This is a genomic window from Actinoplanes sp. NPDC048967, from assembly GCF_040649415.1.
Taxonomy (GTDB): domain Bacteria; phylum Actinomycetota; class Actinomycetes; order Mycobacteriales; family Micromonosporaceae; genus Actinoplanes.
On record NZ_JBEZFL010000002.1, the window covers coordinates 520639 to 544010 of the forward strand.

The following is a 23372-nucleotide window of genomic DNA, read 5'->3' on the forward strand; positions in this document are numbered from 1 at the left end:
GGTCACGGGACGACGGTGACCGGCCAGCGGCCGCAGCGGACCAGCCGGACCGCCAGCGAGCCGGCGATCCGGTGACCCACGCTGCGCGACGAGCCGACTATCACCGCGTCCGCGCGTACCTCATCGGCGACCTCGCTGAGCACGGTGAGCGGGTCGCCCTGGCGGGCCTCGAGGCGGGCGTCGACTCCCCAGACCCGGGCCTGCCGGTCGAGCTCGGCGCGGAGCTGGGCCTCGATCTGGTCCTGGGTGTCCAGCTCGGCCCGGGTGGCCAGGCCGGTGGGATCGGCCAGCGTGAGCAGTGCGCCCGGGGCACCGCGGGCATAGACGACCACGAGCCGGGTGTGCTGGCGCCGGGCCAGGCCGGCGGCGTACGCGGCCGCGCGCAGTGAGGTCTGCGAGCCGTCCACGCCGGCGATGATGGCGTGCGGTCCGTCCGTGCCGAACTCGAAGCCGGACACCTCGTCACACGCCGCGAAGCTCGGGCAGTGTCGCGGCGGTGAGCCGGCGCGGGGTCTCGTCCGGCGTGACGAGCACGACGGTCGAGGCTGCCGCCCGGGTCAGAGCCGCGGTGAAGCTGCCGTCCGCGAACTGGGCCGCCGGTCCGCGCGGCGAACGTCCCACCGCGACTGTCCGGGCCTGCACATCCTCGGCGTGCGCGGCCAGGGCCCGGCCGGCCGCGGCGTGGTCACCGACGCTGGTCAGCAGCATCCCGGTGGCCGCGATCCCCCGGCCGGCGAGCCGGCGCAGGTGGGCGGTCACCGCGGCCCGGGCGCTCTGCTCGTCCTCCGGCTCGATGGCCAGTTCCTCGATCACGACGGTCTCGCGGACCCGGACCACTTCGAGCGGGGCGTCGAGGTCCCGGGCGAGCACCGCGGCCGCGTCGACGATCGCGGCCGCGTCGGCGGTGGCCCCGACGGCGACGACGACCGGCCGGGCGTCCGCGGGCGCCACGGCACCGACCGGCACGAACGGCGCTACTGCCTCGCTTGCCCCCGACTCGGCCGCGGTGACCAGCTTGTGGCCGGTGGCCAGCACGACGATGGCCAACAGGAACGCCATGCCGCCCAGGTAGAAGGGGACGCTGAGGTCGAAGCGGTCGGCCAGCTTGCCGGCCACGAACGGGGCCAGGCCGCCGCCGATGAAGCGCACGAAGCCGTACGCGGAGGAGGCCACCGACCGCTCGACCGGCGCGACCAGCATGACCGCCTGGGTGGTCAGCGTGTTGTTGATGCCGATGAAAGCGCCGCTCACGATGACGGCGACGATGACGGTCCGCGGGGTCGAGACGCCGGCCGCGATGACCGCCATGACGATGGCCAGCGCGGCCATGTTGGTGTAGAGCACCTTCGCGGTGCCGAAGCGGGCCTGCAACCGCGGGGCGAAGAAGACACTGAAGGCGGCGACCAGCAGCCCCCAGCCGGTGAAGACCAGGCCGAGCTGGTGCGCGTCCAGCTCCATCGGGTACGGCGCGTAGCCCAACATGGTGAAGAAGCCCCAGTTGTAGAGCAGCGCCATGATGCCCATGGTCAGCAGCCCCCGGTGGCGCAACGCCTTGAGCGGCGCGGTCAGTGACGTGGGCCGGGCCGGCCGGGGCAGCGAGGGCACGAAGGCGATCGTGGCGATCATCGCGATGGCCATCAGCACCGCGACGCCGAAGAACGGGCCGCGCCAGCTGATGCTGCCCAGTTCGCCGCCGAGCAGCGGACCGACGGCGATGCCCAGCCCGAGGGCGGTCTCGTAGAGGATGATCGCGCCCGCGAAGCCGCTGGTGGCCGAGGCGACGATGACGGCCAGGCTGGTCGCGATGAACAGCGCGTTGCCCAGCCCCCAGCCGGCCCGGAAGCCGACGATCTGGCCGACGGTGTCGGAGGTGCCGGCCAGCGCGGCGAAGACGACGATGATGCCCAGCCCGACGACCAGCGTGAGCTTGGGCCCGATCCGGCTGGCCACGGCGCCGACCACGAGCATCGCCACCGCGGTCACCACCAGGTAGCTGGTGAACAGCAGCGACACCTGGCTCGGCGTGGCGTGCAGGTCGTTCGCGAGGGCCGGCAGGATCGGGTCGACGAGCCCGATGCCCATGAACGAGATGACACAGGCGAAGGCCACCGCCCAGACGGCGCGGGGCTGCTTGAAGGGGTTGGTCGCGGGTCGGTGCGGTGCGGTCATGAGGTGGGCTCCTGGAAGTCGGGGGTACGGACCTCGATGAGCCGGGTCAGCGCCGGCAGGGCGTGCTCGATGGCCGCCCGGTCGTCGGGGTCGAGCTGGTCCAGCAACCGGCTCAGCGCCTCGGCCCGCTGGGCGTGCCGCAGGGCGACCAGCTCGCGGCCGGCGGCGGTCACCTCCACCAGCACGGCACGGCGGTCGCCGGTGCCGGCCGTACGGGTGACCCAGCCGTCGCGTTCCAGCCGCCCGACGAGCTGGGTCATGCCGGGCTGCGACAGGCGTTCCTGGCCGGCGAGGTCGGTCAGCCGCTGGGGTCCCTGCCGGACGAGCCGGCCGAGCAGCATCAGCGCCGACATGCTGAGGTCGCCGGCGGTGGCGAGCTGCCGGACCAGCCGGGTCAGCTGCTCCAGCGCCGTGGCGAGTTCTCCGCCGATTTGCATAGCTGCATTATGCATCTATAGGCGCGGCGAGAGCCAGTAAGCCACCTCACACCGGCCGCATCCCACCTGTCCCGAGCCGGTCACTCAGGCCCGAAAGAGAACACAAAATAACGGACTTATACGGCGTCGTGCCCTCGGTTCACTTAACGGACAACCCTTCCTCAGCCAAAGGCTACGAACCGGCGCAGACCTGTTCACCCTGCGTTCACTTAGGCCCGGGGAGCCGGTCACCTCGCGCTCTTAGCTTTCCGGGTGTGCCGATGAGAGTTCGGCCGGCCGGGACTACGGAGCCCGGAGTTGCGATTCATTCGAAGGGAAACCCGTTGAAGCTCCAGCGGTTCTACGTTGCCGGCATTGCCTTGACCGCCTCGGTCGCGCTCGCGGCATGCGGCTCTGACAACACCGACTCGCCTGCCGCCGGCGGTGCCTCGGCCGCCTCCGCGAACTGCGCGGCCGGCGACCTGACGGCCCAGGGTTCTTCGGCGCAGAAGAACGCCATGGACGAGTGGATCAAGGCCTACCAGGGCCAGTGCTCGGGCGCCAAGATCGGCTACGAGGGCACCGGCTCCGGCGCCGGCATCCAGGCGTTCATCGCCGGCACGGCCGACTTCGCCGGCTCCGACTCCGCCCTCAAGGAGGAGGAGCAGCCGCAGGCCAACGCCAAGTGCCCCGGCGGCCAGGCCCTCAACCTGCCGATGGTGATCGGCCCGATCGCGGTCGTCTACAACCTCGACGGCGTGGAGAACCTCCAGTTCTCGCCGGCCACCCTGGCCAAGATCTTCGCCGGCAAGGTCACCAAGTGGGACGACCCGGCCATCAAGGCGGAGAACGCCGACGCCAAGCTCCCGTCGACGGCGATCCAGGCCGTGCACCGCTCCGACGAGTCGGGCACCACCGACAACTTCACCAAGTACCTGAGCAAGACCGCCGAGGCGGACTGGACCTTCAGCAACGCCAAGGCCTGGAAGGCCCCGGGCGGCGTCGGTGCGGCCAAGTCGGACGGCGTGGCGACCGCGGTGAAGAGCACGGTCGGCGCGATCTCCTACGTCGAGCTCTCCTTCGCGGAGAACAGCGACCTGAAGAAGGCCAAGATCAAGAACGGTGCGGGTGAGTTCGTCGAGCTGACCGGCGAGAGCGCCGGTAAGACCATCGCCGGCGCCAAGGTCAAGGGCACCGGCAACGACCTGGCCCTCGACATCGACTACGCCACCACCGAGGCCGGCGCGTACCCGATCGTCCTGGTCACGTACGAGATCGCCTGCAGCAAGGGCAGCGCCAAGGCCGCCGCCATCAAGGGTTTCCTGAGCTACACCGCCAGCACCGGTGGCCAGTCCGCGCTCGCCGAGCTCGGCTACGCCCCGCTGCCGGAGGCCGTCCGCAGCAAGGTCGAGACCTCGGTCGCGGCCATCTCCTAGGCAACCCGGCCCCCCGAAGCCCCTTCTAGACGACAGCGAGCGAGCGAATGGGTGACTATCCCTCCCGCTCGGCGAGCACCGAAGCCGGCGGATCGAGCGTGACAGCACGTCACGCCCGATCCGCCGGCGGCGGCCTATCGCCGATCCCTCCCGATGATCTCGACGGCAGCCGCCCGCCGCTCGGTGGTGGGGGCGCCCTGCCCAGGAAAGCCCGGTTCTCGATGGAGACCGGCTTCCGGGCCCTGAGCACGTCCGCCGGCGCGATGGTGCTGGTCATCATCGTCGCCATCGCGATCTTCCTGATCTCGAAGGCCGTGCCCGCCCTACAGGCCAACACCGAGAACTTCCTGACCTACAAGGCCTGGTTCCCCAACGACGCCGAGCCCAAGTTCGGCATCGCGGCGCTGGCCTTCGGCACGGTCCTGACCTCGATCATCGCGCTGATCGTCGCGGTTCCCATCGCCCTGGGCATCGCTCTGTTCCTCTCGCACTACGCGCCCAAGCGGCTGGCCAACCCGCTGGGTTTCATCATCGACCTGCTCGCCGCGGTGCCCAGCGTCGTCTTCGGCCTCTGGGGCCGGGACGTGTTCCGGGAGCCGGTGCAGGACTTCTCGGTCTGGCTGAACAAGTACTTCAGCTGGCTGCCGATCTTCGGGGGCGACGGCCCGTTCGGCCGGTCGATCCTGCTCGGCAGCCTGGTGCTGGCCATCATGGTGCTGCCGATCGTGACCTCGCTGTCCCGCGAGGTCTTCCAGCAGACCCCGCTGATGAACGAGGAGGCGGCGCTCGCCCTGGGCGCCACCAAGTGGGAGATGATCCGTACGGCCGTGGTGCCCTACGGCAAGCCCGGCGTCATCGCCGCGGTCATGCTGGGCCTGGGCCGCGCGCTCGGCGAGACCATCGCCCTCGCCCTGACGCTGGGCATCGTCTTCAACATCTCGTTCAACCTGATCGAGAGCGGCGGCAACAGCATCGCCGCCAACATCGCCAACACGTTCGGCGAGGCCAACGCCACCGGCCGCGGTGCGCTCATCGCCTCCGGCCTGGTGCTCTTCGCCATCACCCTGGTCGTCAACATGGCAGCGCGGGCGATCATCTACCGCCGCCGCGAGTTCCGGGACAGTGCCGCATGAGTCTGCTGGAGAAGGAAGTCCCCGGTGTCGTGATGACGCCGGACAACATCCGGTCGAAGAAGCTGCCGCTGGTGGTCGACCTGGGCATCGCCGTCGTCGCGCTGCTCGTGTCCGCGGCGGTCGTGCTCGGCCTCGGCCTGGGCAACTGGGTTCTCGTCATCGTGGTCGGCATCGTGTTCTACCTGGCCGGGCTCTTCGCCGCGGCGACCCGCGTCGAGGGGCGCCGCTCGGCCCGCAACCGGCTCTGGAAGACGCTGATCTACGCGGCCTGCATCCTGGCCATCCTGCCGCTGGCCTCGGTGGTGTGGACGCTGGTCTCCAAGGGCGCCGCCCGCCTGGACGGCGACTTCTTCGGCAGCTCGATGAACAACATCGGCGCCCGGGACCCGAACGGCGGCGCGTACCACGCCATCATCGGCACCCTGGAGCAGGTCGGCATCGCCACCCTGATGGCCGTCCCGCTGGGCGTGCTGGGCGCGATCTACCTGGTCGAGTACGGCCGTGGCAAGTTCGCCCTGACCGTGCGCTTCTTCGTCGACGTCATGACCGGCATCCCGTCGATCGTGGCCGGCCTGTTCATCCTGGCGTTCTGGGTGCTGATCGTCAGCCCCTGGTTCAACAACGGCACGCCGCGCTTCTCCGGCTTCGCCGCCTCCCTGGCGCTGACCGTGCTGATGTTGCCGACGATCGTGCGGTCCACCGAGGAGATGCTGCGGCTGGTGCCCGGGCCGCTGCGCGAGGGGGCGTACGCGCTGGGCGTGCCGCAGTGGAAGACGATCGTCAAGGTCGTCCTGCCCACCGCGCTGCCCGGCATCGTCACCGGCGTCATGCTCGCCGTGGCCCGCGCCGCCGGCGAGACCGCCCCGGTGCTGCTGGTGGCCGGTGGCGCCGCCGCGATCAACTTCGACCCGTTCGCCGGCAACCAGTCGTCGCTGGCGCTGTTCGTGTACCAGCAGGCCGGCGACGCCTCCCGGTACGCCCCGGACCGCGCCTGGACGGCGGCACTGACGCTGGTCGCCCTGGTCCTCATCCTGACGATCGCGGCGAAGCTGCTCGCCCGCCGCAACCGGCTGACCTGACAAAGAGGTGTCCCCCATGGCCAAGCGCATCGAGGCGAGCAACGTCTCGTCCTACTACGGCTCGTTCAAGGCGATCGACAACATCTCCATGACCGTGGAGCCGAAGACGATCACCGCCCTGATCGGCCCGTCCGGTTGCGGCAAGTCGACGTTCCTGCGGTCCATCAACCGTATGCACGAGGTGCTGCCGAACGCCCGCATCGAGGGCCGGCTCACCATCGACGACCAGAACATCTACGACGCCGATGTCGACGTGACCGCCGTACGCCGGATGATCGGCATGGTGTTCCAGCGCCCCAACCCGTTCCCCACGATGTCGATCTACGAGAACGTGGTCGCCGGCCTGAAGCTCAACGGCGTCAAGAAGAAGTCCCTGCTGGACGAGGCGGCCGAGAAGTCGCTGCGGTCGGCCAACCTCTGGGACGAGGTCAAGGACCGGCTGGCCCGCCCGGGTGCCGGCCTGTCCGGCGGTCAGCAGCAGCGGCTCTGCATCGCCCGCACCATCGCGGTGCAGCCCCAGGTCGTGCTGATGGACGAGCCCTGCTCGGCCCTCGACCCGATCTCGACGCTGGCCATCGAGGACCTGATGTTCAAGCTCAAGGACCAGTTCACGATCATCATCGTCACGCACAACATGCAGCAGGCGGCCCGGGTCAGCGACAAGACCGGCTTCTTCTCGATCGAGAAGACCGGCGACCCCGGCCGGCTCATCGAGTACGACGACACCCAGAAGATCTTCAGCAACCCGGCCGAGAAGAAGACCGAGGACTACATCACCGGCCGCTTCGGCTGATCACATGTGCAGCACGCCGCCGTCTTCCGTCAGCTCCACCCGGGGCATGACGGGAGTGGCGGCGTCGTGCTCCCCTTCCGCTCGCAGCACATCATCAACACTTCGGTACGCGGACAGATCGTTCAGCATCACCCGCGTAGGTGGCAGCATGGCCAGGCCGTTGGCGGCCGCCGGGCTGATCCACATGGTCCGGTCAGCCTCGCCGGAGACGTCCCGCGCCGTCTGGGCCGGCGGCAGGGCCGCCACGAAAAACCACGTGTCGAAGCGCCTGGGCTCGAACTCCGGGGTGATCCACCGGGCCCACGGGACCAGGAGATCGTCGCGCAGCCGCAGCTGCCGCCGGTCGAGCAGCTCCGTCATGGTCAGCTCCCGCCGGTGCACAGCGACCCGGTCGGCCTCCCAGTCGTCGCCGCTGACGTCGCCCACCAGCTCATCACCGGCCGGGCCGGCGAGCAGGACTCCCGCCTCCTCGAAGAGTTCACGCGCCGCCGCGCCCACCACGGCCTTCGCCTCCGGCTCGGGGACGCCCAGGCGCTCCGGCCAGTCGCTCCGGATCGTCCGCGGGAGGTCGTTACGGTCCACGCCGCCGCCCGGGAAGGCGTGGACGCCACCGAAGACCATCGTCGACGCGCGCCTGAGCACGTACACGTCGAAGGCCTCCGTGGCCGGGCGCAGCAGCACGACGGTGGCCGCCGGGCGGGCCGGGGCCGGCGGGCCGGCGAAGTCGCGGGCCCGCTGCAGCATGGCCGCCGGCAATGGCATCGATTGGCTCACCCAGGAATCCTCTCCCATCCGACCACCCCACCCACCACCCGAAGCACGACTGAAGGCCGAATTACCGCGGCCAGGGAGGATACGGTGGCGATCATGACCGAGAAGAACGTCCGCTGGGGGATCCTGGGCACCGGCGGCATCGCCAGCACCTTCGCGTCCGACCTGCCACTCGTGCCCGGGGCCGAACTGGCCGCCGTCGGGTCCCGTACCGGTGCGGCCGCGACCGCCTTCGCCGAGCGGCACGGCTTCGCCCGCGCCCACGGATCCTGGGCCGACCTGGCCGCCGACCCCGACGTCGACGTGATCTACGTGGCGACCCCGCACGCGTTCCACCTCGACGCGGCGCTGGCCTGTCTCGCGGGCGGTAAGGCCGTGCTGTGCGAGAAGCCGATGACCCTGGACCACGCGTCGTCGGCGCGGCTGGTACGGGAGGCCGGCAGCCGGGGCCTGTTCCTGATGGAGGCCATGTGGATGCGCTGCAACCCGGCCGTCCGGCGGATCGTCGAGCTGGTCACCGAGGGCGCCATCGGCGAGGTCACGGCGGTGCACGCGGACTTCGGGCTGCAGGGACCGTTCGAGGCGACGCACCGGCTGCGGGACCCCGCGCTGGGCGGCGGCGCCCTGCTCGACCTGGGCGTCTACCCGCTCAACCTGGCCCACCTGATCCTGGGCGCGCCGGCGACCGTGCACAGCTGGGCGCGGCTGACGGCCGAGGGCGTGGACGACAACACCGGCATGCTGCTGGGCTACGACTCGGGCGCGGTCGCGGCGCTGACGTGCAGCCTGGTCGGCGAGACCCGCAACGCGGCCTCGATCACCGGCACGCTCGGCCGGATCGACCTGCCGCAGGGCTTCTTCGTGCCCCGCTCGTTCCGGCTGCACCGGGTGGGCGCGGAACCGGAGGAGATCAGCTACCCGTTCGAGGGCAGCGGCTACCAGTACGAGGCGGCCGAGGTGCAGCGCTGCCTGACCGAGGGCCTGCTGGAGAGCCCGCTGATGCCGCACCGGACCACCCTGGAGATCATGACCCTGATGGACGGCATCCGGGCCCAGCTCGGCGTGGTGTACCCGGTCACCGGCTGAGCCGGGCCTCAGCGCCGAGCCGGGCCAGCTTGTCCGGGTTGCGCACCGCGTAGATGCCGGTGATCCGGCCGCCGTCGAGCACCAGGCTCACCGCCGTGTCGAGCTCGTCTCCGAGGTCCAGGCGCATCGCCGGCGCGCCGTTGAGCCAGATCGGCCGCACGGTGAAGTCGCCGGCCACCTCGGCCAGGCTCGCCAGCAGCGGAGCCACCCGGCGGGCGGCGACGATCGGGCGGCGCGCGGCGGCGACGACACCGCCGCCGTCAGACACCAGGACGACGTCGGGCGCGAGCACGTCCAGTAGGCCCTGCAGGTCGCCGTCGCGCACCGCGACCCGGAACCGCTCGACGACAGCCGCCTGCTCGGCCGGGCTCACCCGCACCCGCGGCCGCCGGGCAGCGCTCCAGCGGTGTGAAGACGTCCGACTCCCGCCAGCGCGGCACCTGCTGGGCCTTGACCTCGTCCAGGCCGTTGTTGTGCGCCTGGAAGTAGCCGAGGTCGAGGCAGAACGAGCAGCCGACCAGCGCGGCGACCGCCATGTGGGCGTACGACTTGAGATCGTCGTCGCACTCGTGCCACTTGGCGGCCCTACGGCCCATACCCATGCTGGTGCTGAGCACCTGCCGGTGGTGCCACATCACTTCGAGGGCCTCGGGCACCTGGCCGAACATCTTGCGGCTGAACCTCTTCAGCACGGCGCCGTAGACACCGGTGATCTCAGTTCTGGGGACCCTGGTGTGGCCGGTCATGTCTCCTCCTCGGTGTCGATGACATGAAGACACCGAGGAGGGCCGCTCTGTGACAGCGCACGCGGGACCGGCTCAGTTGAACAGGGGCCGGACCGCCAGGTAGATGACGCAGGCGAGGGCGCCCGCGGCCGGGAACGTGATGATCCAGCCGAGCACGATGTTGCCGGCCACGTTCCAGCGGACCGCGCTCAGGCGTTTGGTGGCGCCGACGCCCATGATCGCTGAGGTGATCGTGTGGGTGGTCGAGATCGGGGCGTGCAGGACCAGCGCGTTGAAGTAGAGCACCGAGCTGGCCACCGTCTCGGCCGCGAAGCCCTCCGCCGGGCCCAGGTCGATGATCTTGCGGCCCAGGGTGCGGATGATCCGCCAGCCGCCGGCGTAGGTTCCTGCTGCCAGCACCGCCGCCGAGGTCCAGAAGACCCACCACGGGATGTGCGTCGCGTCGCTCTGGAAGCCGCCCGTGTAGAGCGCCAGCACGATGATGCCCATGGTCTTCGCGGCGTCCTGCATGCCGTGGCCGACCGACATGAAGGCGGCCGAGACGGTCTGCGCGTGCCGGAAGCCGCGGTTCAGGCGGCCCGGGTTGCCGCGCCGGAAGATCCAGGTGATCGCGATCATCACCGCGAAGCCGAGGACCAGGCCGACGACCGGCGAGGCGACCATCGGGATCAGCACCTTCTCGGTGATGGTGGCCCATTCGATGGTGGCGTCGGCGGCGAAGAACGTGGCGCCGACCAGGCCGCCGAACAGCGCGTGGGACGAGGACGACGGCAGGCCGAAGTACCAGGTCACGAGGTTCCAGCAGATGGCCGCCAGCACGCCGGCGAAAACCACGCCCAGGCTGGGGATGCCGGTGGGCAGCTTGACCAGGCCGTCGCCGACCGTCTTGGCCACCCCGGCGCCGAAGTGGGTGCCGATGAAGTTGCCGACCGCGGCCATCGCGAGCGCGACGCGCGGGGTCAGGGCCCGGGTGCTGACGCTGGTGGCGATGGCGTTCGCCGCGTCGTGAAAACCGTTGGTGTAGTCGAAGGCCATCGCGGCGATGATCACCGCGAGCACTGCGACGAGCTCGGCGGACAAGGCCTAGGACTCCTTGACCGTGATGGTCTCGACCGTGTTGGCCACCCGCTCGAAGGCGTCGCAGGCGTCCTCGAGCTCGTCGGCGACCTCCTTCATCTTCAGCACCGTGAGCGCGTCGTACTCGCCCGAGAAGAGCCGGACCAGCAGCATCCGGTACGCCCGGTCGCCGTCGTTCTCCAGCCGGTTGATCTCGATCCAGTACTCCTCGAGATTCTTCATCGTGCGCAGCCGCGGCATCGCGTCGGCCGTGATCTTGGCCTGCTGGTCGAGCACGGTCACCAGCTCGTGCATCTCGCGCGGCAGCGACGGCAGCTCGGTGAGGCCGTACAGGTAGAGCAGGTTGCCGACCGCTTCGAGGTGGTCCATGACGTCGTCGAGCTGGGAGCCCAGCGAGTAGATGTCCTCACGGTCGAACGGCGTGATGAAGGTCGAGTTGATCTTCTTGTACAGCTCGTGGGTGATCTGGTCGCTGTCGTGCTCGACGTCGGTCAGCCGGTCGCTGACCGACTGCACGTCCACCCCGGGCAGAGCCAGCTCGTTGAGCAGCTCGGTGCCGCGCACGAGGTTCTGGGCTGCCCGGGTGAACAGCTCATAGAAGGCGCCCTCGGTGGGGCGGAAGGAGAACTTCACGGCGCGAACCTCGTTTGCGGGTGGACGGGGTCTGGCGAATTCGAGGGAATGCTAGGTAATGCCTCCCCGGGTTCCGAGCCCGCCTACCCCTGCTCAACAGCAGTTCAGTGCTCGTTCACTTGCTGTTCACCTGGAACGTGCACTTATCCGGATCTTTCAGACGACTGGCGCGATGTCCGGTCGCTGATTGGTGGCTCGCGGGGCTGGGGCGCTACGGCGGGTCACCGGTCCGGGCGTCACTCGGGGTGGCACCGGCCGGTGCACCGGATGCCGGCGCAGGTGCCGGGCCAGCCCCACCTGGTCGCTGTCGGCGATCACGTCCACGCCGGCCTCACCGAGCTCGGTCCAGACGGCCTGCCGGGCCTTGCGGGAGCCGGTGGGCAGGCCGGAGATGCGCACCGTACGCCCGTCCTCGTGCGCGGAACGAACCAGCGCGTGCAGCAGGTGCCGTTCCTCGGCGGAGATCGGCTCGCGACCGTCCCAGCCGAACCGGCGGCTCCACGGCTCACTGATCATCGGCACCAGCGCGGGCGGCGCCGACGCGGAGCCGATGTCGTCGAAGGAGCCGTCGGCGAACGCGTACCGGCGGGTTTGAGTGGCGAGCAGGGCCCGCACGTCCACGATGCCGGTGATGGCGACCGTGACGGCCCCGGGATCGAGGCGGCCGTCGACACAGCGGCTCAGCAGCGGGGCATGGTCACGCAACTGCTGGTCGAGCATCCGGTACGCCCGCAGCAACGTGTCCGCGTCCCGGACCGGCCCGGTGAACTCGACCACCAGCCGGAACGGCACCCGCTGGTCCCGGCAGAGCCGCCCGCCACGCGCCTGAGCCCGGGTGAACAGCGGGGTGAGGACCATTCGGCGCAGCGTACGACCGGGTTGCGGCTGCCCCGAGCCGAGGAACAGCTCCCCGTGCGGCCCCGGGCGTACCGGGACGGTGAGACCGGCGAGCCCGCGGCGCAGCACCCCGGGCAGCGGGTCCTCGGCCTGGTTGGCGACCAGGGCGTGCCCGGCGGGGAGGTACGGCCTGGGCCGGCGAGCCACTGCGACGCCGAGTGTCGCCGCACCGGTGGCTCCCGCCACTCCGGCCAGCCCGCCCAGCAGGGTCGCCACGTCGTTCGCCACCGTCTGCCCCCGCCCCCCGCAAACGCGAAATAGGACCAAATACTCTTATCGCGTTTACTACTGTGTCACACGTGACACCTGTGACCGGGCAATGTCCTTCAGAATTCCCCCATGCCGTCGGACGCTTTCGAAGCTGAACGCCCCCACCTGCTCGCCGTCGCGTACCGGATGCTCGGCAGCCGGGCCGAGGCCGAGGACGCGGTCCAGGAGGCCTGGCTGCGCTATCACAAGGCGCGGACCGGCGGGGAGATCCACGACCTGCGCGGCTGGCTGACCACCATCACCGGCCGGATCTGCCTGGACGTGCTCAAGTCGGCCCGGGTCCGCCGCGAGGCCTACCCCGGCCAGTGGCTGCCGGAGCCGATGGTGTCCCGGCTCGACGACCCGGCCGAGCGGGTCACCCAGCGCTCCGAGGTCAGCCTCGCACTGCTCGTCGTGCTGGAGAAGCTCACCCCCGAGCAGCGCGTCGCGGTGGTCCTGCACGACGCGTTCGGGATGCCGTTCGACGAGGTCGCCGCAGTGCTCAACACCACCGTCCCGGCGGCCCGTCAGCACGCCTCCCGGGGCCGGCGGGCCGTCGCCGAGGGCCAGGCCCGGCACACCGCCGACCTGCCGGAGCAGCGCAAAGTGCTGGACGCCTTCCTCGCCGCGGCCGCTTCCGGCGATCTGCAGGCCCTCGCGGCCGTGCTCGCGCCCGAGGTGGTGGCGATCGGCGACGGCGGCGGCGTGGTCAACGCCGGCCTCAACCCGGTCGTCGGCCTGGACCGGGTGGCCCGCTTCTACATCGGCATCCTGAGCCGGCGGGCCCGCGACTACACCGACGTCACGGTCGAGCCGGTCCTGGTCAACGGCGACGCCGGCGTGCTGGTCCAGGGCCGCCACCCGGACGGGCGGCCAGTGCTCTTCGTGCTCACGGTGGCCGTCGCCGACGGCCGGGTCACCGCCATCTACAACCAGCTGAACCCGGCCAAGCTGAGCTCAGTCGACGACCGCTGAGAGCCATTTCCGGTACGTCGAAGCGAAGGGTTCCGAGCCGTCGCCCAGGGCCACGAACAGGCGCGCGGCGGCGGCCCGGGCCTCGGCCACCAGCTCGTCCGGATAGCCGAAGCGCACCTGGTGGTCGGCGAACTCGTCCTCGTCGCGCAGCTCGATCACCCCGGTGTCGCGGCGCCGCGAGACGTCCAGGTCCAGGTCGACGATGTGCACGGTGTCACCCTCCCAGCGGGCCGGGGTGGTGATGTCGCAGTAGACCTCGCTGGTGCGCGGCGGCGGGTTGAACATGCCGGTCCACCACGCCCGGTGCGGGATGAGCAACACGAACGGGATCTGCTCGACCGACGGCAGGCCGTGGTAGACGGACGCCGTGCCGCGGGTCACTCCGACCCATACTCCCAGCTCGTCCTCGTTGAGCCGGCGGGCCGGGTAGTCGCGGTGGGCGGAGCCGTCGTACTTGGTGTAGACGACCCGGACCATCTCGCTCGGCATGACAAGACCCTAACGGTGACATGGTTTCGTCGGTGGTGGCGGGTACGGTCTCGGACGTGACTGCCGCGACCCGCAAGAAGGCAACCGCTTCCCAGCTTCTCGCCGCCGCTGTCGGCGCTGTCCCGGGCGGCGCCTCGCGGCCCGGGCAGGAGGAGATGGCCGCGGCCATCGAGCGGGCCGTCAAGCAACGTGAGCATCTGCTGGTGCAGGCGGGCACGGGCACCGGCAAGTCGCTCGCCTACCTGACGCCGGCCCTGCTGGTCGACGGTCCGGTCGTGGTCTCCACCGCCACCCTGGCCCTGCAGAACCAGCTCGTCGAGCACGACCTGCCCCGGCTGGCCGACGCGGTGGAGCCGGTGCTGGGCCGCCGCCCGACCTTCGCGGTGCTCAAGGGCCGGCACCACTACCTCTGCATGGCCAAGCTCGAGCACGCCGACGAGGAAGCGCCGACCGACACCCTCTTCGACGACGCGCCGCCGCGTGCGACCCAGTGGCTGGGTGAGGCCGGCAAGCTCGGCAAGCAGATCCTGCGCGTGCAGGCCTGGGCGGAGAAGACCAAGACCGGCGACCGCGACGAGCTGGACCCGGGGGTCGACGAGACCGCCTGGCGGCAAGTGTCCATGCCGGCCCGCGACTGCGTCGGCGCGGCCCGCTGCCCGTACGGCGCGGAGTGCTTCGCCGAGGCCTCGCGGGTGCGCGCCCGCGAGGCGGACATCGTGGTGACCAACCACAGCCTGCTCGCGGTCGACATGCTGGCCGAGCGCAACATCGTCCCCCCGCACAAGCTCCTGATCGTCGACGAGGCGCACGAGCTGGCCGACCGGGTGTCCTCGGCCGCGCAGGCCGAGCTGACCCCGGAGGCGGTCGAGCGGGCGTCCCGGCGGGCCAAGCCGCTGGTCTCCCCGGCCGCGGCCGAGGCCCTGGCCGAGGCGGCCGACGCGCTGACCGTCGGCCTGAGCGACCTCCCGGCGGGCCGGCTGACCACGGGCCTGCCGCCGCTGCTGCACCAGGCCGTCATGCTGATCGAGTCGTCCACCCGGGCCGCCCTGGACGCGATCGGTGACGTCAAGAACGACGACCCCGACCCGGTCCGCAAGCAGCAGGCCAAGGCCACCCTGGACGACATCTCGACCACCGCCCAGCGGCTGCTCACGGAAGACCAGTACGACGTGGCCTGGGTCGAGAAGTCCGACCTCGGCAACGGCCGCCGCGCCCTGGTGGTGGCGCCGCTCTCGGTCGCCGGCACCCTGGCCACCAACCTGTACGACGAGCGCACGGTGGTCGCCACCTCGGCGACGCTGACGCTGGGCGGCCGCTTCGACACGGTGGCCCGCTCGCTCGGGCTGCCGGCCCCGGCCCCGGTCCCGGCGGCCCGCTCCGGCGCCGGCCTGACCGCGGACGCACCGCCGGTCTCCGGCGACGGCTGGAGCTCGCTGGACGTCGGCTCCCCGTTCGACTATCCCCGCCAGGGCATCCTGTACGTCGCCGCGCACCTGCCCCGTCCGGCTGCCTCCGGGCTGCCCGACCCCGCGGGTGAGGAGCTGCTCAAGCTGGTGGAGGCGCTCGGCGGTCGCACGCTGGGCCTGTTCTCCTCGCGCCGCGCGGCGACCCAGGCGGCCGAGCTGCTGCGCGCCCGCACCGATCTGCCGGTGCTGCTGCAGGGCGAGGAGTCGCTGCCGATCCTGGTCCGCAAGTTCCGGGAGCAGAAGGAGAGCTGCCTGTTCGGCGTGATGTCGCTGTGGCAGGGCGTGGACGTTCCCGGCGATGCCTGCCAGCTGGTGGTGATCGACCGGCTGCCGTTCCCGCGTCCGGACGAGCCGCTGGCCGCCGCCCGCGCCGCGGCCGTGGACGCCACGGGTGGTTCCGGCTTCGCCTCGGTCAGCGTGCCGATCGCCGCGGTGCGCCTGGCCCAGGGCGTGGGCCGGCTGATCCGCTCGACCGGCGACAAGGGAGTGGTCGCCGTGCTCGACTCCCGGCTGGAGACGGCCCGCGGCTACGGCGCCTTCCTGCGCAAGTCCCTGCCCCCGTTCTGGTACACGACCCGTCCGGAGGTCGCGATCGGCGCTCTGCAGCGCCTGGCGAAGTCCTGACCGCCCGTACCGCTGCGACTACTTTCCTCCGAAAAGCAACATAACCCCCGTCCCATCCGTCTACTGGTCAGGTGTTGATCGACACCGCCGTGGACGTCGAAGGGACCCCGCTTCATGACGGACGCCGCCGATCCGAAGCCGATCTCGCATCGCAGGCGCTTCAAACTGCCGCGATGGGCCCGTCGTCTGACCGCGGCCGCCGCCGTGGGCGCGGTGGCGATCAGCGCCGGTGTGGCGGGGTACGTGGCGAGCGTCGACCTGCCACCGGATCCGGTGCCGCCGCAGGCTTCCGTCCTGTACTACCGCGACGGTCGCACGGTGCTCACCCGCATCGGCGCCACCGACCGCACCGACGTCGGGCTGAGCCAGGTCCCGGTGCCGGTCCAGCGGGCGTTCCTGGCCGCCGAGGACCGCGGCTTCTACGACCACGTCGGCGTCTCGACCCGCGGCGTGCTGCGTGCACTGTGGACCAACATCTTCCACGACAGCGGTCAGGGCGCGTCGACCATCACCCAGCAGTACGTGCGGAACGCCTACCTCACCCAGGACCGCACAGTCAGCCGCAAGGCCAAGGAGTTCGCCCTGGCGCTGAAGGTCGAGCACCGGTTCAGCAAGGACGAGATCCTCCAGCGCTACCTCAACACCATCTACTTCGGCCGCGGCGCGTACGGCATCCAGGCCGCGGCCCACGCCTACTTCGGCACGACGGTCGACCGGCTGACCGGCTCCCAGGGCGCTGTGCTCGCCGCGCTCATCAAGGACCCCACCCGCGGCGATCCGGCCGTCGACGCCGAGTGGGCGCAGACCCGCTGGCGGTGGATCCTGCGGGCCATGACCGAGCAGGGCTGGCTGCCCGCCGGCGAGGCCGACAGTGCGAAGTACCCGGCCGTCGCCAAGGAGTCGGTCACCGCGAACAGCATCGGCGGCGCCGCCGGGCTCATCGCCGACCGGGTCGAGGACGAGCTGGTGCGGGCCGGCATCAGCCGGCAGCAGGTGCGCACCGGCGGCCTGCGGATCACCACGACGATCGACTTCACCGCCCAGGGCGCGGCCTCCGACGCCATGGCTGCCGCGCTGCGCGGACAGCCCAAGGAGCTGCGAACCGCTCTGGTGGCGGTCGACCCGGCCAGCGGCGGGGTACGCGCCTACTACGGCGGTGACCGCGGCCGCGGCTACTTCGACGACGCGCTCGCCGCCCGCCCGCCGGCCTCGACCATCAAACCGGTCGTCCTGGCCGCCGCCGAGGAACGCGGCATCGGCTTCCAGTCGCTCTACAACGGCAGCTCACCGCGCCTGTTCCCGAGCCGGCAGGGCGTGCCGCTCTACAACCAGCGCAACCTGCAGTGTCCCGTCTGCCCGCTCGACCAGGCCATGGTCCACTCGCTCAACACGCCGTTCTACGCGCTGGCCGAGCAGATCGGCCCGGACACCATCCGGCGCCTCGCCCATCGGTTGGGCGTGCCGGAGAAGTACGGCAAGCAACCGACCATGGTGGACGTCGCCGGCGATCCCGCTCCTGGGCGTACCCGCCCCGACATCGCCCTCGGCCGGTATCCGGTCGCGCCGGCCGACCTGGCCACCGTCTACGCCACTCTGGCGGACGGGGGCCGCCGCCGGGACCGGCACTTCGTCGAATCGGCCATCAACGGCAAGGGCGCGGTGCTGCACCTGTACGCGGGGAAGCCCCAGCGCGTGCTCTCCGGTGCCGTGGCCGCGGACGTGCAGACCGTGCTGTCCAAGGTGGTGGCCAAGGACGGCGTGGTGGCCGGGGTCGACGCGGCCGCCAAGACCGGCTCCCAGCAGTGGGGTGACACCACCGACTCGTCCGACGCGTGGACGGCCGGCTGGGCCCCGGGGCTGGCCGCGGTCACGTGGATCGGCCGGGACAAGCCGGGACCCATCCGCGAGAAGAACGGCACCGCCATCAACGGCGACGGCATGCCGTACCGGATCTGGAAGTCTTTCCTGGCCACCGCCCTGCAGGGGCAGCCCGCCCGGGCGGTCAACCGCCCCTCGCACGTCGGCCGGCTGGAGACCACCGACCTGAGGTCGCTCGGCGCCGCCATCAAGGCGCCGGTCGGTGCGGTCTTCCAGGGGCCGCAGCAGGGCGACCAGGTCGACAAGTCCAAGGCGACCGGCTCGTGGCAGCAGCGGGTCGACCGGCTGACCAAGGTGCTCGACAGCTACGCCGCCACGGTCCCGGAATTCTCCGTCGCGGTCACCGAACGCCGGACCGGGCGCCGGTTCGACTATCACGGCAAACGGCAGCAGGAATCGGCCAGCATCATCAAGGCCGAACTGCTGGCGGCGTTGCTGCTCAAGGCCCAGGACGACGGCCGCAAGCTGACCAAGGCCGAGCGAGGCCGGGTGACGAAGATGATCCGGGCCAGCGACAACGACGCGGCCACCAAGGTGTTCGACGCGGTCGGCGGCGCCGACGGTCTGCGCGCGGCGGGTGAGCGGCTGGGACTGACCGGCACCGACCCGGACGAGTCCTGGGGCCTGACCCGCACCACCGCGAACGACCAGCTCAAGGTGCTCGCCGCGGCGTCGGACCCGGACGGCGTCCTGAACGAGGACTCCCGGGAGCTGATGCTCGACCTCATGTCGTCGGTGAACGCGGACCAGAAATGGGGCGTCAGCGCGGCGGCCCTGCCGGGCGAGCGCGCCGCGCTGAAGAACGGCTGGGTTTCCCGTACGGCCGAGGACAACCGCTGGATCATCAACAGCATGGGCCGGATCACCGGTACGGACACCGACACCGCCGTGGCCGTGCTGTCCCACGGCCACACCGACAAGCAGGCCGGCATCGACGTCGTCGAGCACGTGTCCGCGCTGACCCGCAGCTACCTGGGCTGGTGACGATGCTCAGGGTGCGGTGGCCCCCCGGCCGGCACCACGACAGCGTCCGGCGGCGCCTCCGGACGTTGCCGGGCCAACCGCCGTACCCCGGTGTTGAGGACCGCGATCAGCGGGACCGCGACCAGGGCGCCGATGATCCCGGCCAGCACCACGCCGGAGGCGATGCCGATGATCACGACCAGCGGATGGATCGCCACCGCCCGGCCCATGATCAGCGGTTGCAGGATGTGGCCCTCGACCTGTTGGACCAGGATCACCGCGCCCAGCACGATCAGGGCGATGACCCAGCCCTGGTCGACCAGCGCGACCAGCGCCGCGACCGCGCCGGACACGCTCGCGCCCACGATCGGGATGAACGCGCCCAGGAACACCAGCGCCGCCAGCGGGAACGCGAACTGGACGTTCAGAATCACCAGCGCCAGGCCGATGCCGGTGGCGTCGATGAAGGCCACCAGCACGGTCGCGCGCACGTAGGAACCCAGCGTCGACCAGGAGGCGTCGCCGGCGTCGGCCAGGCTCCAGCGGGCGTTGACCGGGAAGAGCCGCACCAGGAAACGCCAGATCTTGCGCCCGTCGCGCAGGAAGAAGAACGTCGCGAAGAGCACCAGCAGCGTGCCGGTGAGCACCTCGAACAGGGTGGCGGCGGTGGCCACGCCGGTCGCGGTCAGCGACGACGTGTTGGCGTTGATCCAGTTCTGGGCGGAGTCGATGGCCTGGTTGACCTGCTGGTCCGACAGGTGCAGCGGGCCGGTACGGGCCCACTCCTGGATCTGCCGCACCCCGCTGATGGCCTTGTCGGTGAGCTCACCCACGCCGTCCACGAACTGGTTGACGACCAGCGTCAGAGTGCCCGCGACCGCGGCGATGCCGCAGATCAGCACCAGGAAGGTCGCCAGCGATGGCGGCAGCCGGAACCGGCGCAACCAGCCGACCGCCGGCGACAGCAGCGCCGACAGCAGCAGGGCGATGGCGAGCGGGATGACGACGATGCTGACGATGGCGACGAAACGCAGCAGCACCCAGCCGACGACCCCGACGATGATGAGCCGCCACGACCAGGCGGCCGCGATCCGCAACGAATGCGGCACCTCGGCATCGTCCCGGCTCGACGTCGACCGATGATCAACCGGCGGGTCCGGCGCCGGCAACTCGAACCCGACATCCCGATCGTCCGGCGCCGGATCATGCTCCGTACGCGCCAGCCGGACCGACTCCCGCCCGCTGTCGTACGCACGACGCAGATTCGCCCGGACTCGCTGCAAGCGGCTCAACCGCAGACCCCCTCGTCCGTCGTCACGCCGGTCCCACCGTAGTGCAGACCCGCCCGTGGACCCGCTCACCACCCTGGCCGGGCCGGGCGTACCGTCCTGTCGTGAACACCGACACCCGTACCGAGGCCGGGCTGCCCATCCGGATGTTGCACGACCGCGTCCTCGTCCGGCTCGACGGCGGCGACGGCGAACGCCGCTCCAGCGCCGGCATCGTCATCCCGGCCACCGCATCGATGGGCCGCCGCCTGTCCTGGGCCAAAGCCGTCGGCGTAGGCCCGAACGTCCGCTCCATCGTCGTCGGAGACCGGGTCCTGTTCGACCCGGACGACCGCGCTGAGGTGGAACTGCACGGCAAGGAGTACGTGCTGCTGCGGGAGCGGGACGTGCACGCGGTCGCCGCGACCCGGGTCGAGTCGGACGGCACCGGGCTCTACCTGTAGGGCCTGGAGGGTCAGTGCTGCCGGGTCTCCGGCGGAGTGGGGTCGCCGGTGGCCGGGTCGGTGAACTCGGTCGGGTGGTGTCTCGGCTGGTCCTGGGCCCGGTGGCCCTCTTCCTGACCTGAGTGGTGGCTTTGGTTCTGGCCCTGTGTCGGGGCTGGGCCGTAGGCCGGTGCGCCTCCCGGCTGCTCGTGCTCGCCATAGCCGGGCTGCTGGCCATAGCCGGGCTGCTGGCCGTAGGCGGAAGGCTGGCCGTAGGCGGCCTGGTCGCGGTCCGGCTGCTGGCCGTGGGCGGCCTGGCCGAGGTCCGGCTGCTGGCCGTAGGCAGAAGGCTCGCCGTGGGCGGCCTGGCCGTGGTCGGGCTGCTGACCGTAGGCGGAAGGCTGGCCATGGCCGGGCGGCGGGCCATAACCAGGCTGGCCGGGACCCGGCTGCGGGCCGTGGCTCGGCTGGGCGTGACCCGGCTGCTCGCTGTAGCTCGGCGGGCCGTAGCCAGGCGGCGGCCCATAACCAGGCTGGAGCTGACCGGACTGGCCATGACCTGACTGGCCTTGATCGGGCTGCTGGCCGTAGCCGGGCGGCGGGCCATAGCCCGGCTGGGCATAACCCGGCTGCGAGCCGTAGCTGGGCTGGCCCTGCGGCGGACCGTAGCTGGGCTGGCCGTAACCGGGCTGGCCGTAGCCGGGCGGCGGCCCGTAGCCGTTGCCATCCGGCTGGCCGTAACCAGCGCCGTAGCCGGGCTGGCCGGAGCCTTGCTGTCCATAGCCAGGCTGCGCGGCACCAGGCTGGGTGTACCCGCTGTGACCAGAATCCGGCTGCCCATAGCCACCCGAGCCCGAAGCTGATTGCCCGTAGCCGGTCTGGCTCAGACCAGGTTGGCCATAACCAGCCGGGCCATAGCCCGGCTGACCACCCTGACCAGAACCGCCGTAACCCGCCGGACCGGAACCAGGCTGACCGCCCTGACCAGGACCGGCGTAACCCGCCGGACCAGAACCAGGCTGACCGCCCTGACCGGGACCGGCGTAACCCGCTGGACCGAAGCCGGGCTGGCCATAACCGGCCGGGCCGCCGTATCCGGGACCGACCTGACCAGGTGCCCCGGCGTAGCCAGGTGCGGCATGACCCGGCGGCATCCCGTACCCGCCGGCCATCACCGGCATCGGGGGCAGCCGCACCGGCACCGGCACCACCGGCTCAGCCGGAGCGTTCACCGTGCGCGTCACCCCGTCCGGGAACGCGATCTGGTAGCTGCTCCCGTTCCAGAAGGCCTGCGGCATCTGCGGGTCCCGCCCGACGAACACCGACCGGTAGCTCGAGATGGCCGTCAGCAGGCGCTGCTCCTCCTCGAGGGCCCGCTGCTGGTCGTCCGGACCGCCACTGTGCAGACCACGCTGCATGCCGTCGCGCAGCAGCGCCAGTTTTGTCGATGCCGCCTGGAAGCCGCGCATTGCGCGTACCCCGGTGTCGCCGGCTACTCGCTTGGCCCATTGGCGGGCCGAGTGCCGGCGGCCCAGGGAGCCGAGCGTCGCCACCTCCGGCGGGGACAGCCAGCCGGCGCTCACGTAGCCGGGCAGGATGCGCTCGCTGAGCCGGCCCTCCCAGCTGCGCAGGGCGATGGCGAAGCCGACCACCAGGAAGAAGAACGGGACCATGAAGCCGAGGTAGCCGTACAGCATGATCAGGGTTTCGCCGGTGGCGACCGACAGGGTCGGCAGCAGGTTGAACGTGCCGTGCAGGATCATCGCGAGCAGCAGGCCCGCGATCGGCGCCAGCCATTTCACCCGGCGGTCCGCGGAGCGGGCGGACAGGCCCAGGCCGATGCCGGTCATCGCGGTGAACAGCGGGTGCGCGAAGCCGGTGAAGATGATCCGCACGATGAAGATCAGGAAGAGGTTCTGGATGCCGGTCGCCGGGCCGTACTGGTCGGCGCCCGACGCGTAACCGTGGCCGCCCAGATAGAGCACGTTCTCGACCATGGCGAAGCCGAGCGCGGACAGGCCACAGTAGACGATGCCGTCGGTGATGCCGGACCACTCGCGGCGGCGGCGCCACAGCAGCAGGATCGGGCCGAGGGCCTTCATCGACTCCTCGATGAACGGCGCCACCAGCACCGCCACCAGCGCGTCGGGCAGGCCGATCTTGTCGAAGCCCCAGGCGGCCAGCGAGTTGACGCCGATCGCGACCAGGGTGGCCACGGCCGAGCCCCAGGCGAAACAGAAGATCAGGTAGCGGCTCGGCTCGGGCTCGTACCGGTCCAGCCAGAGGAAGCAGCCGACCAGCACCGGGACCGGCAGGATCGCCGCGCCCAGGCCGATGGCCAGGCCTTTCGGGCCGTTGCTGAAGCCCAGGATGATCAGCATCACGATCGCGCAGATCGCGATGAAGGTGATCACCAGCGTCAGCGGCACCCAGCGCGGAATCCTCGACCGTCGGCGCGGCATCTTGTCCAGGGCCGCGGGATCCGGCACACCGACCGGCGCGTCCGGCGCGACAGCGACCGCGCCGGCAGCCGCGTCACCCCCGCCCGAACCGGAACCGGCCGAACCGAACGCGGCCGAACCGGCGGAATCAGCACCGGAGAAATCCGAACCGGCCTGCGCAGCACCGGCGAAACCAGGCCCAGCAGATCCAGAACCAGCAGAACCAGAACCAGCAGAACCAGAACCAGCAGATCCAGGACCAGCAGATCCAGGACCGGCCGGGCCGGAAACCGGCGCAGCGGGATCCGGCGCCGGAGTGGCCGGAGCCGCGGGGGTGGGC

Annotated in this window: 20 protein-coding genes and 1 pseudogene; 9 read left to right on the top strand and 12 right to left on the bottom strand. The window is 71.1% G+C overall.

All coding sequences use genetic code 11. The features are described 5' to 3' along the window. Positions 1-2: 2 nt before the first annotated feature. Genes AB0C12_RS09195 through AB0C12_RS09205 form a run of 3 tightly spaced genes read right to left on the bottom strand, consistent with a single transcriptional unit; the run spans position 3 to position 2606 of the window. Positions 3-458: a universal stress protein gene (locus AB0C12_RS09195; protein WP_360545860.1), complete on the bottom strand. Its 456-nt coding sequence runs from the start codon at positions 456-458 to the stop codon at positions 3-5. Between the two features lie 4 nt (positions 459-462). Then, positions 463-2169 carry an MFS transporter gene (locus AB0C12_RS09200; RefSeq protein ID WP_360545862.1) on the bottom strand — a complete coding sequence of 569 codons (1707 nt, stop codon included), beginning with the start codon at positions 2167-2169 and terminating at the stop codon, positions 463-465. Further along, positions 2166-2606, bottom strand: a complete 441-nt coding sequence (locus AB0C12_RS09205) for a MarR family transcriptional regulator (protein ID WP_360545864.1) — start codon at positions 2604-2606, stop codon at positions 2166-2168. Before AB0C12_RS09205 ends, AB0C12_RS09200 begins: the two co-directional genes overlap by 4 nt. Before the next feature lie 323 nt (positions 2607-2929). On the opposite strand from AB0C12_RS09205, the gene pstS reads away from it, so the two are divergent. The 4 genes from pstS to pstB are packed head-to-tail and all read left to right on the top strand — an operon-like array spanning position 2930 to position 7026. Further along, positions 2930-4021, top strand: a complete 1092-nt coding sequence (gene pstS / locus AB0C12_RS09210) for a phosphate ABC transporter substrate-binding protein PstS (RefSeq protein WP_360545866.1) — start codon at positions 2930-2932, stop codon at positions 4019-4021. Positions 4022-4068: 47 nt separating this feature from the next. Then, positions 4069-5154, top strand: a complete 1086-nt coding sequence (gene pstC, locus AB0C12_RS09215; RefSeq protein WP_360545868.1) for a phosphate ABC transporter permease subunit PstC — start codon at positions 4069-4071, stop codon at positions 5152-5154. Continuing rightward, on the top strand, positions 5151-6233 hold the full coding sequence (gene pstA / locus AB0C12_RS09220; protein ID WP_360545870.1) for a phosphate ABC transporter permease PstA: 1083 nt from the start codon (positions 5151-5153) through the stop codon (positions 6231-6233). The genes pstC and pstA overlap by 4 nt, the downstream gene beginning before the upstream one ends. A gap of 16 nt (positions 6234-6249) precedes the next feature. Then, positions 6250-7026 carry a phosphate ABC transporter ATP-binding protein PstB gene (gene pstB, locus AB0C12_RS09225; RefSeq protein ID WP_360545872.1) on the top strand — a complete coding sequence of 259 codons (777 nt, stop codon included), beginning with the start codon at positions 6250-6252 and terminating at the stop codon, positions 7024-7026. On the opposite strand, the gene AB0C12_RS09230 is transcribed toward pstB, so the two are convergent. Then, complete coding sequence (locus tag AB0C12_RS09230) at positions 7027-7788, bottom strand: NUDIX domain-containing protein (RefSeq protein ID WP_360547080.1); 762 nt, start codon at positions 7786-7788, stop codon at positions 7027-7029. Between the two features lie 105 nt (positions 7789-7893). Here AB0C12_RS09230 and AB0C12_RS09235 point away from each other — a divergent pair, with 105 nt between their 5' ends. After that, entirely contained in the window at positions 7894-8883 is a 990-nt protein-coding gene (locus AB0C12_RS09235) for a Gfo/Idh/MocA family oxidoreductase (protein ID WP_360545874.1), read from the top strand. Here the strand turns inward: AB0C12_RS09235 and AB0C12_RS09240 are convergent. The 5 genes from AB0C12_RS09240 to AB0C12_RS09260 all read right to left on the bottom strand — a co-directional run bounded on the left by AB0C12_RS09240 (position 8873) and on the right by AB0C12_RS09260 (position 12464). Further along, positions 8873-9151, bottom strand: coding sequence for a hypothetical protein (locus AB0C12_RS09240; protein ID WP_360545876.1), 279 nt, complete (start codon positions 9149-9151; stop codon positions 8873-8875). The genes AB0C12_RS09235 and AB0C12_RS09240 overlap by 11 nt on opposite strands. Then, positions 9144-9629 (bottom strand): carboxymuconolactone decarboxylase family protein, encoded by a 486-nt coding sequence (locus tag AB0C12_RS09245; protein ID WP_360545878.1) that lies wholly within the window; start codon positions 9627-9629, stop codon positions 9144-9146. The genes AB0C12_RS09240 and AB0C12_RS09245 overlap by 8 nt, the downstream gene beginning before the upstream one ends. A 72-nt stretch (positions 9630-9701) precedes the next feature. Beyond that, complete coding sequence (locus AB0C12_RS09250) at positions 9702-10709, bottom strand: inorganic phosphate transporter (RefSeq protein WP_360545880.1); 1008 nt, start codon at positions 10707-10709, stop codon at positions 9702-9704. A 3-nt stretch (positions 10710-10712) separates the two neighbouring features. Continuing rightward, on the bottom strand, positions 10713-11339 hold the full coding sequence (locus AB0C12_RS09255) for a DUF47 family protein (RefSeq protein WP_360545882.1): 627 nt from the start codon (positions 11337-11339) through the stop codon (positions 10713-10715). A gap of 156 nt (positions 11340-11495) precedes the next feature. After that, positions 11496-12464, bottom strand: a complete 969-nt coding sequence (locus AB0C12_RS09260; protein WP_360545884.1) for a hypothetical protein — start codon at positions 12462-12464, stop codon at positions 11496-11498. A gap of 111 nt (positions 12465-12575) precedes the next feature. On the opposite strand from AB0C12_RS09260, the gene sigJ reads away from it, so the two are divergent. Next, complete coding sequence (sigJ, locus tag AB0C12_RS09265) at positions 12576-13460, top strand: RNA polymerase sigma factor SigJ (RefSeq protein WP_360545886.1); 885 nt, start codon at positions 12576-12578, stop codon at positions 13458-13460. Here the strand turns inward: sigJ and AB0C12_RS09270 are convergent. After that, positions 13443-13949, bottom strand: a complete 507-nt coding sequence (locus tag AB0C12_RS09270) for a DUF402 domain-containing protein (RefSeq protein WP_360545888.1) — start codon at positions 13947-13949, stop codon at positions 13443-13445. The two genes, sigJ and AB0C12_RS09270, sit on opposite strands and share 18 nt — an antisense overlap. A 20-nt stretch (positions 13950-13969) precedes the next feature. Here AB0C12_RS09270 and AB0C12_RS09275 point away from each other — a divergent pair, with 20 nt between their 5' ends. Continuing rightward, the gene (locus AB0C12_RS09275; RefSeq protein ID WP_360545890.1) at positions 13970-16039 is read left to right on the top strand and encodes an ATP-dependent DNA helicase; all 2070 of its coding nucleotides are present in this window, start codon (positions 13970-13972) and stop codon (positions 16037-16039) included. A 114-nt stretch (positions 16040-16153) separates the two neighbouring features. Next, positions 16154-18901, top strand: coding sequence for a transglycosylase domain-containing protein (locus AB0C12_RS09280; protein ID WP_360545892.1), 2748 nt, complete (start codon positions 16154-16156; stop codon positions 18899-18901). Here AB0C12_RS09280 and AB0C12_RS09285 read toward each other — a convergent pair. Beyond that, positions 18886-20178 (bottom strand): AI-2E family transporter, encoded by a 1293-nt coding sequence (locus AB0C12_RS09285; protein ID WP_360547082.1) that lies wholly within the window; start codon positions 20176-20178, stop codon positions 18886-18888. The genes AB0C12_RS09280 and AB0C12_RS09285 overlap by 16 nt on opposite strands. Before the next feature lie 137 nt (positions 20179-20315). Here AB0C12_RS09285 and AB0C12_RS09290 point away from each other — a divergent pair, with 137 nt between their 5' ends. Beyond that, the gene (locus tag AB0C12_RS09290) at positions 20316-20612 is read left to right on the top strand and encodes a co-chaperone GroES (RefSeq protein ID WP_212989171.1); all 297 of its coding nucleotides are present in this window, start codon (positions 20316-20318) and stop codon (positions 20610-20612) included. 1052 nt (positions 20613-21664) lie between these two features. Here the strand turns inward: AB0C12_RS09290 and AB0C12_RS09295 are convergent. Then, positions 21665-23023, bottom strand: a pseudogene (locus AB0C12_RS09295) (PrsW family intramembrane metalloprotease); the annotation flags it as partial. Positions 23024-23372: the final 349 nt, after the last annotated feature.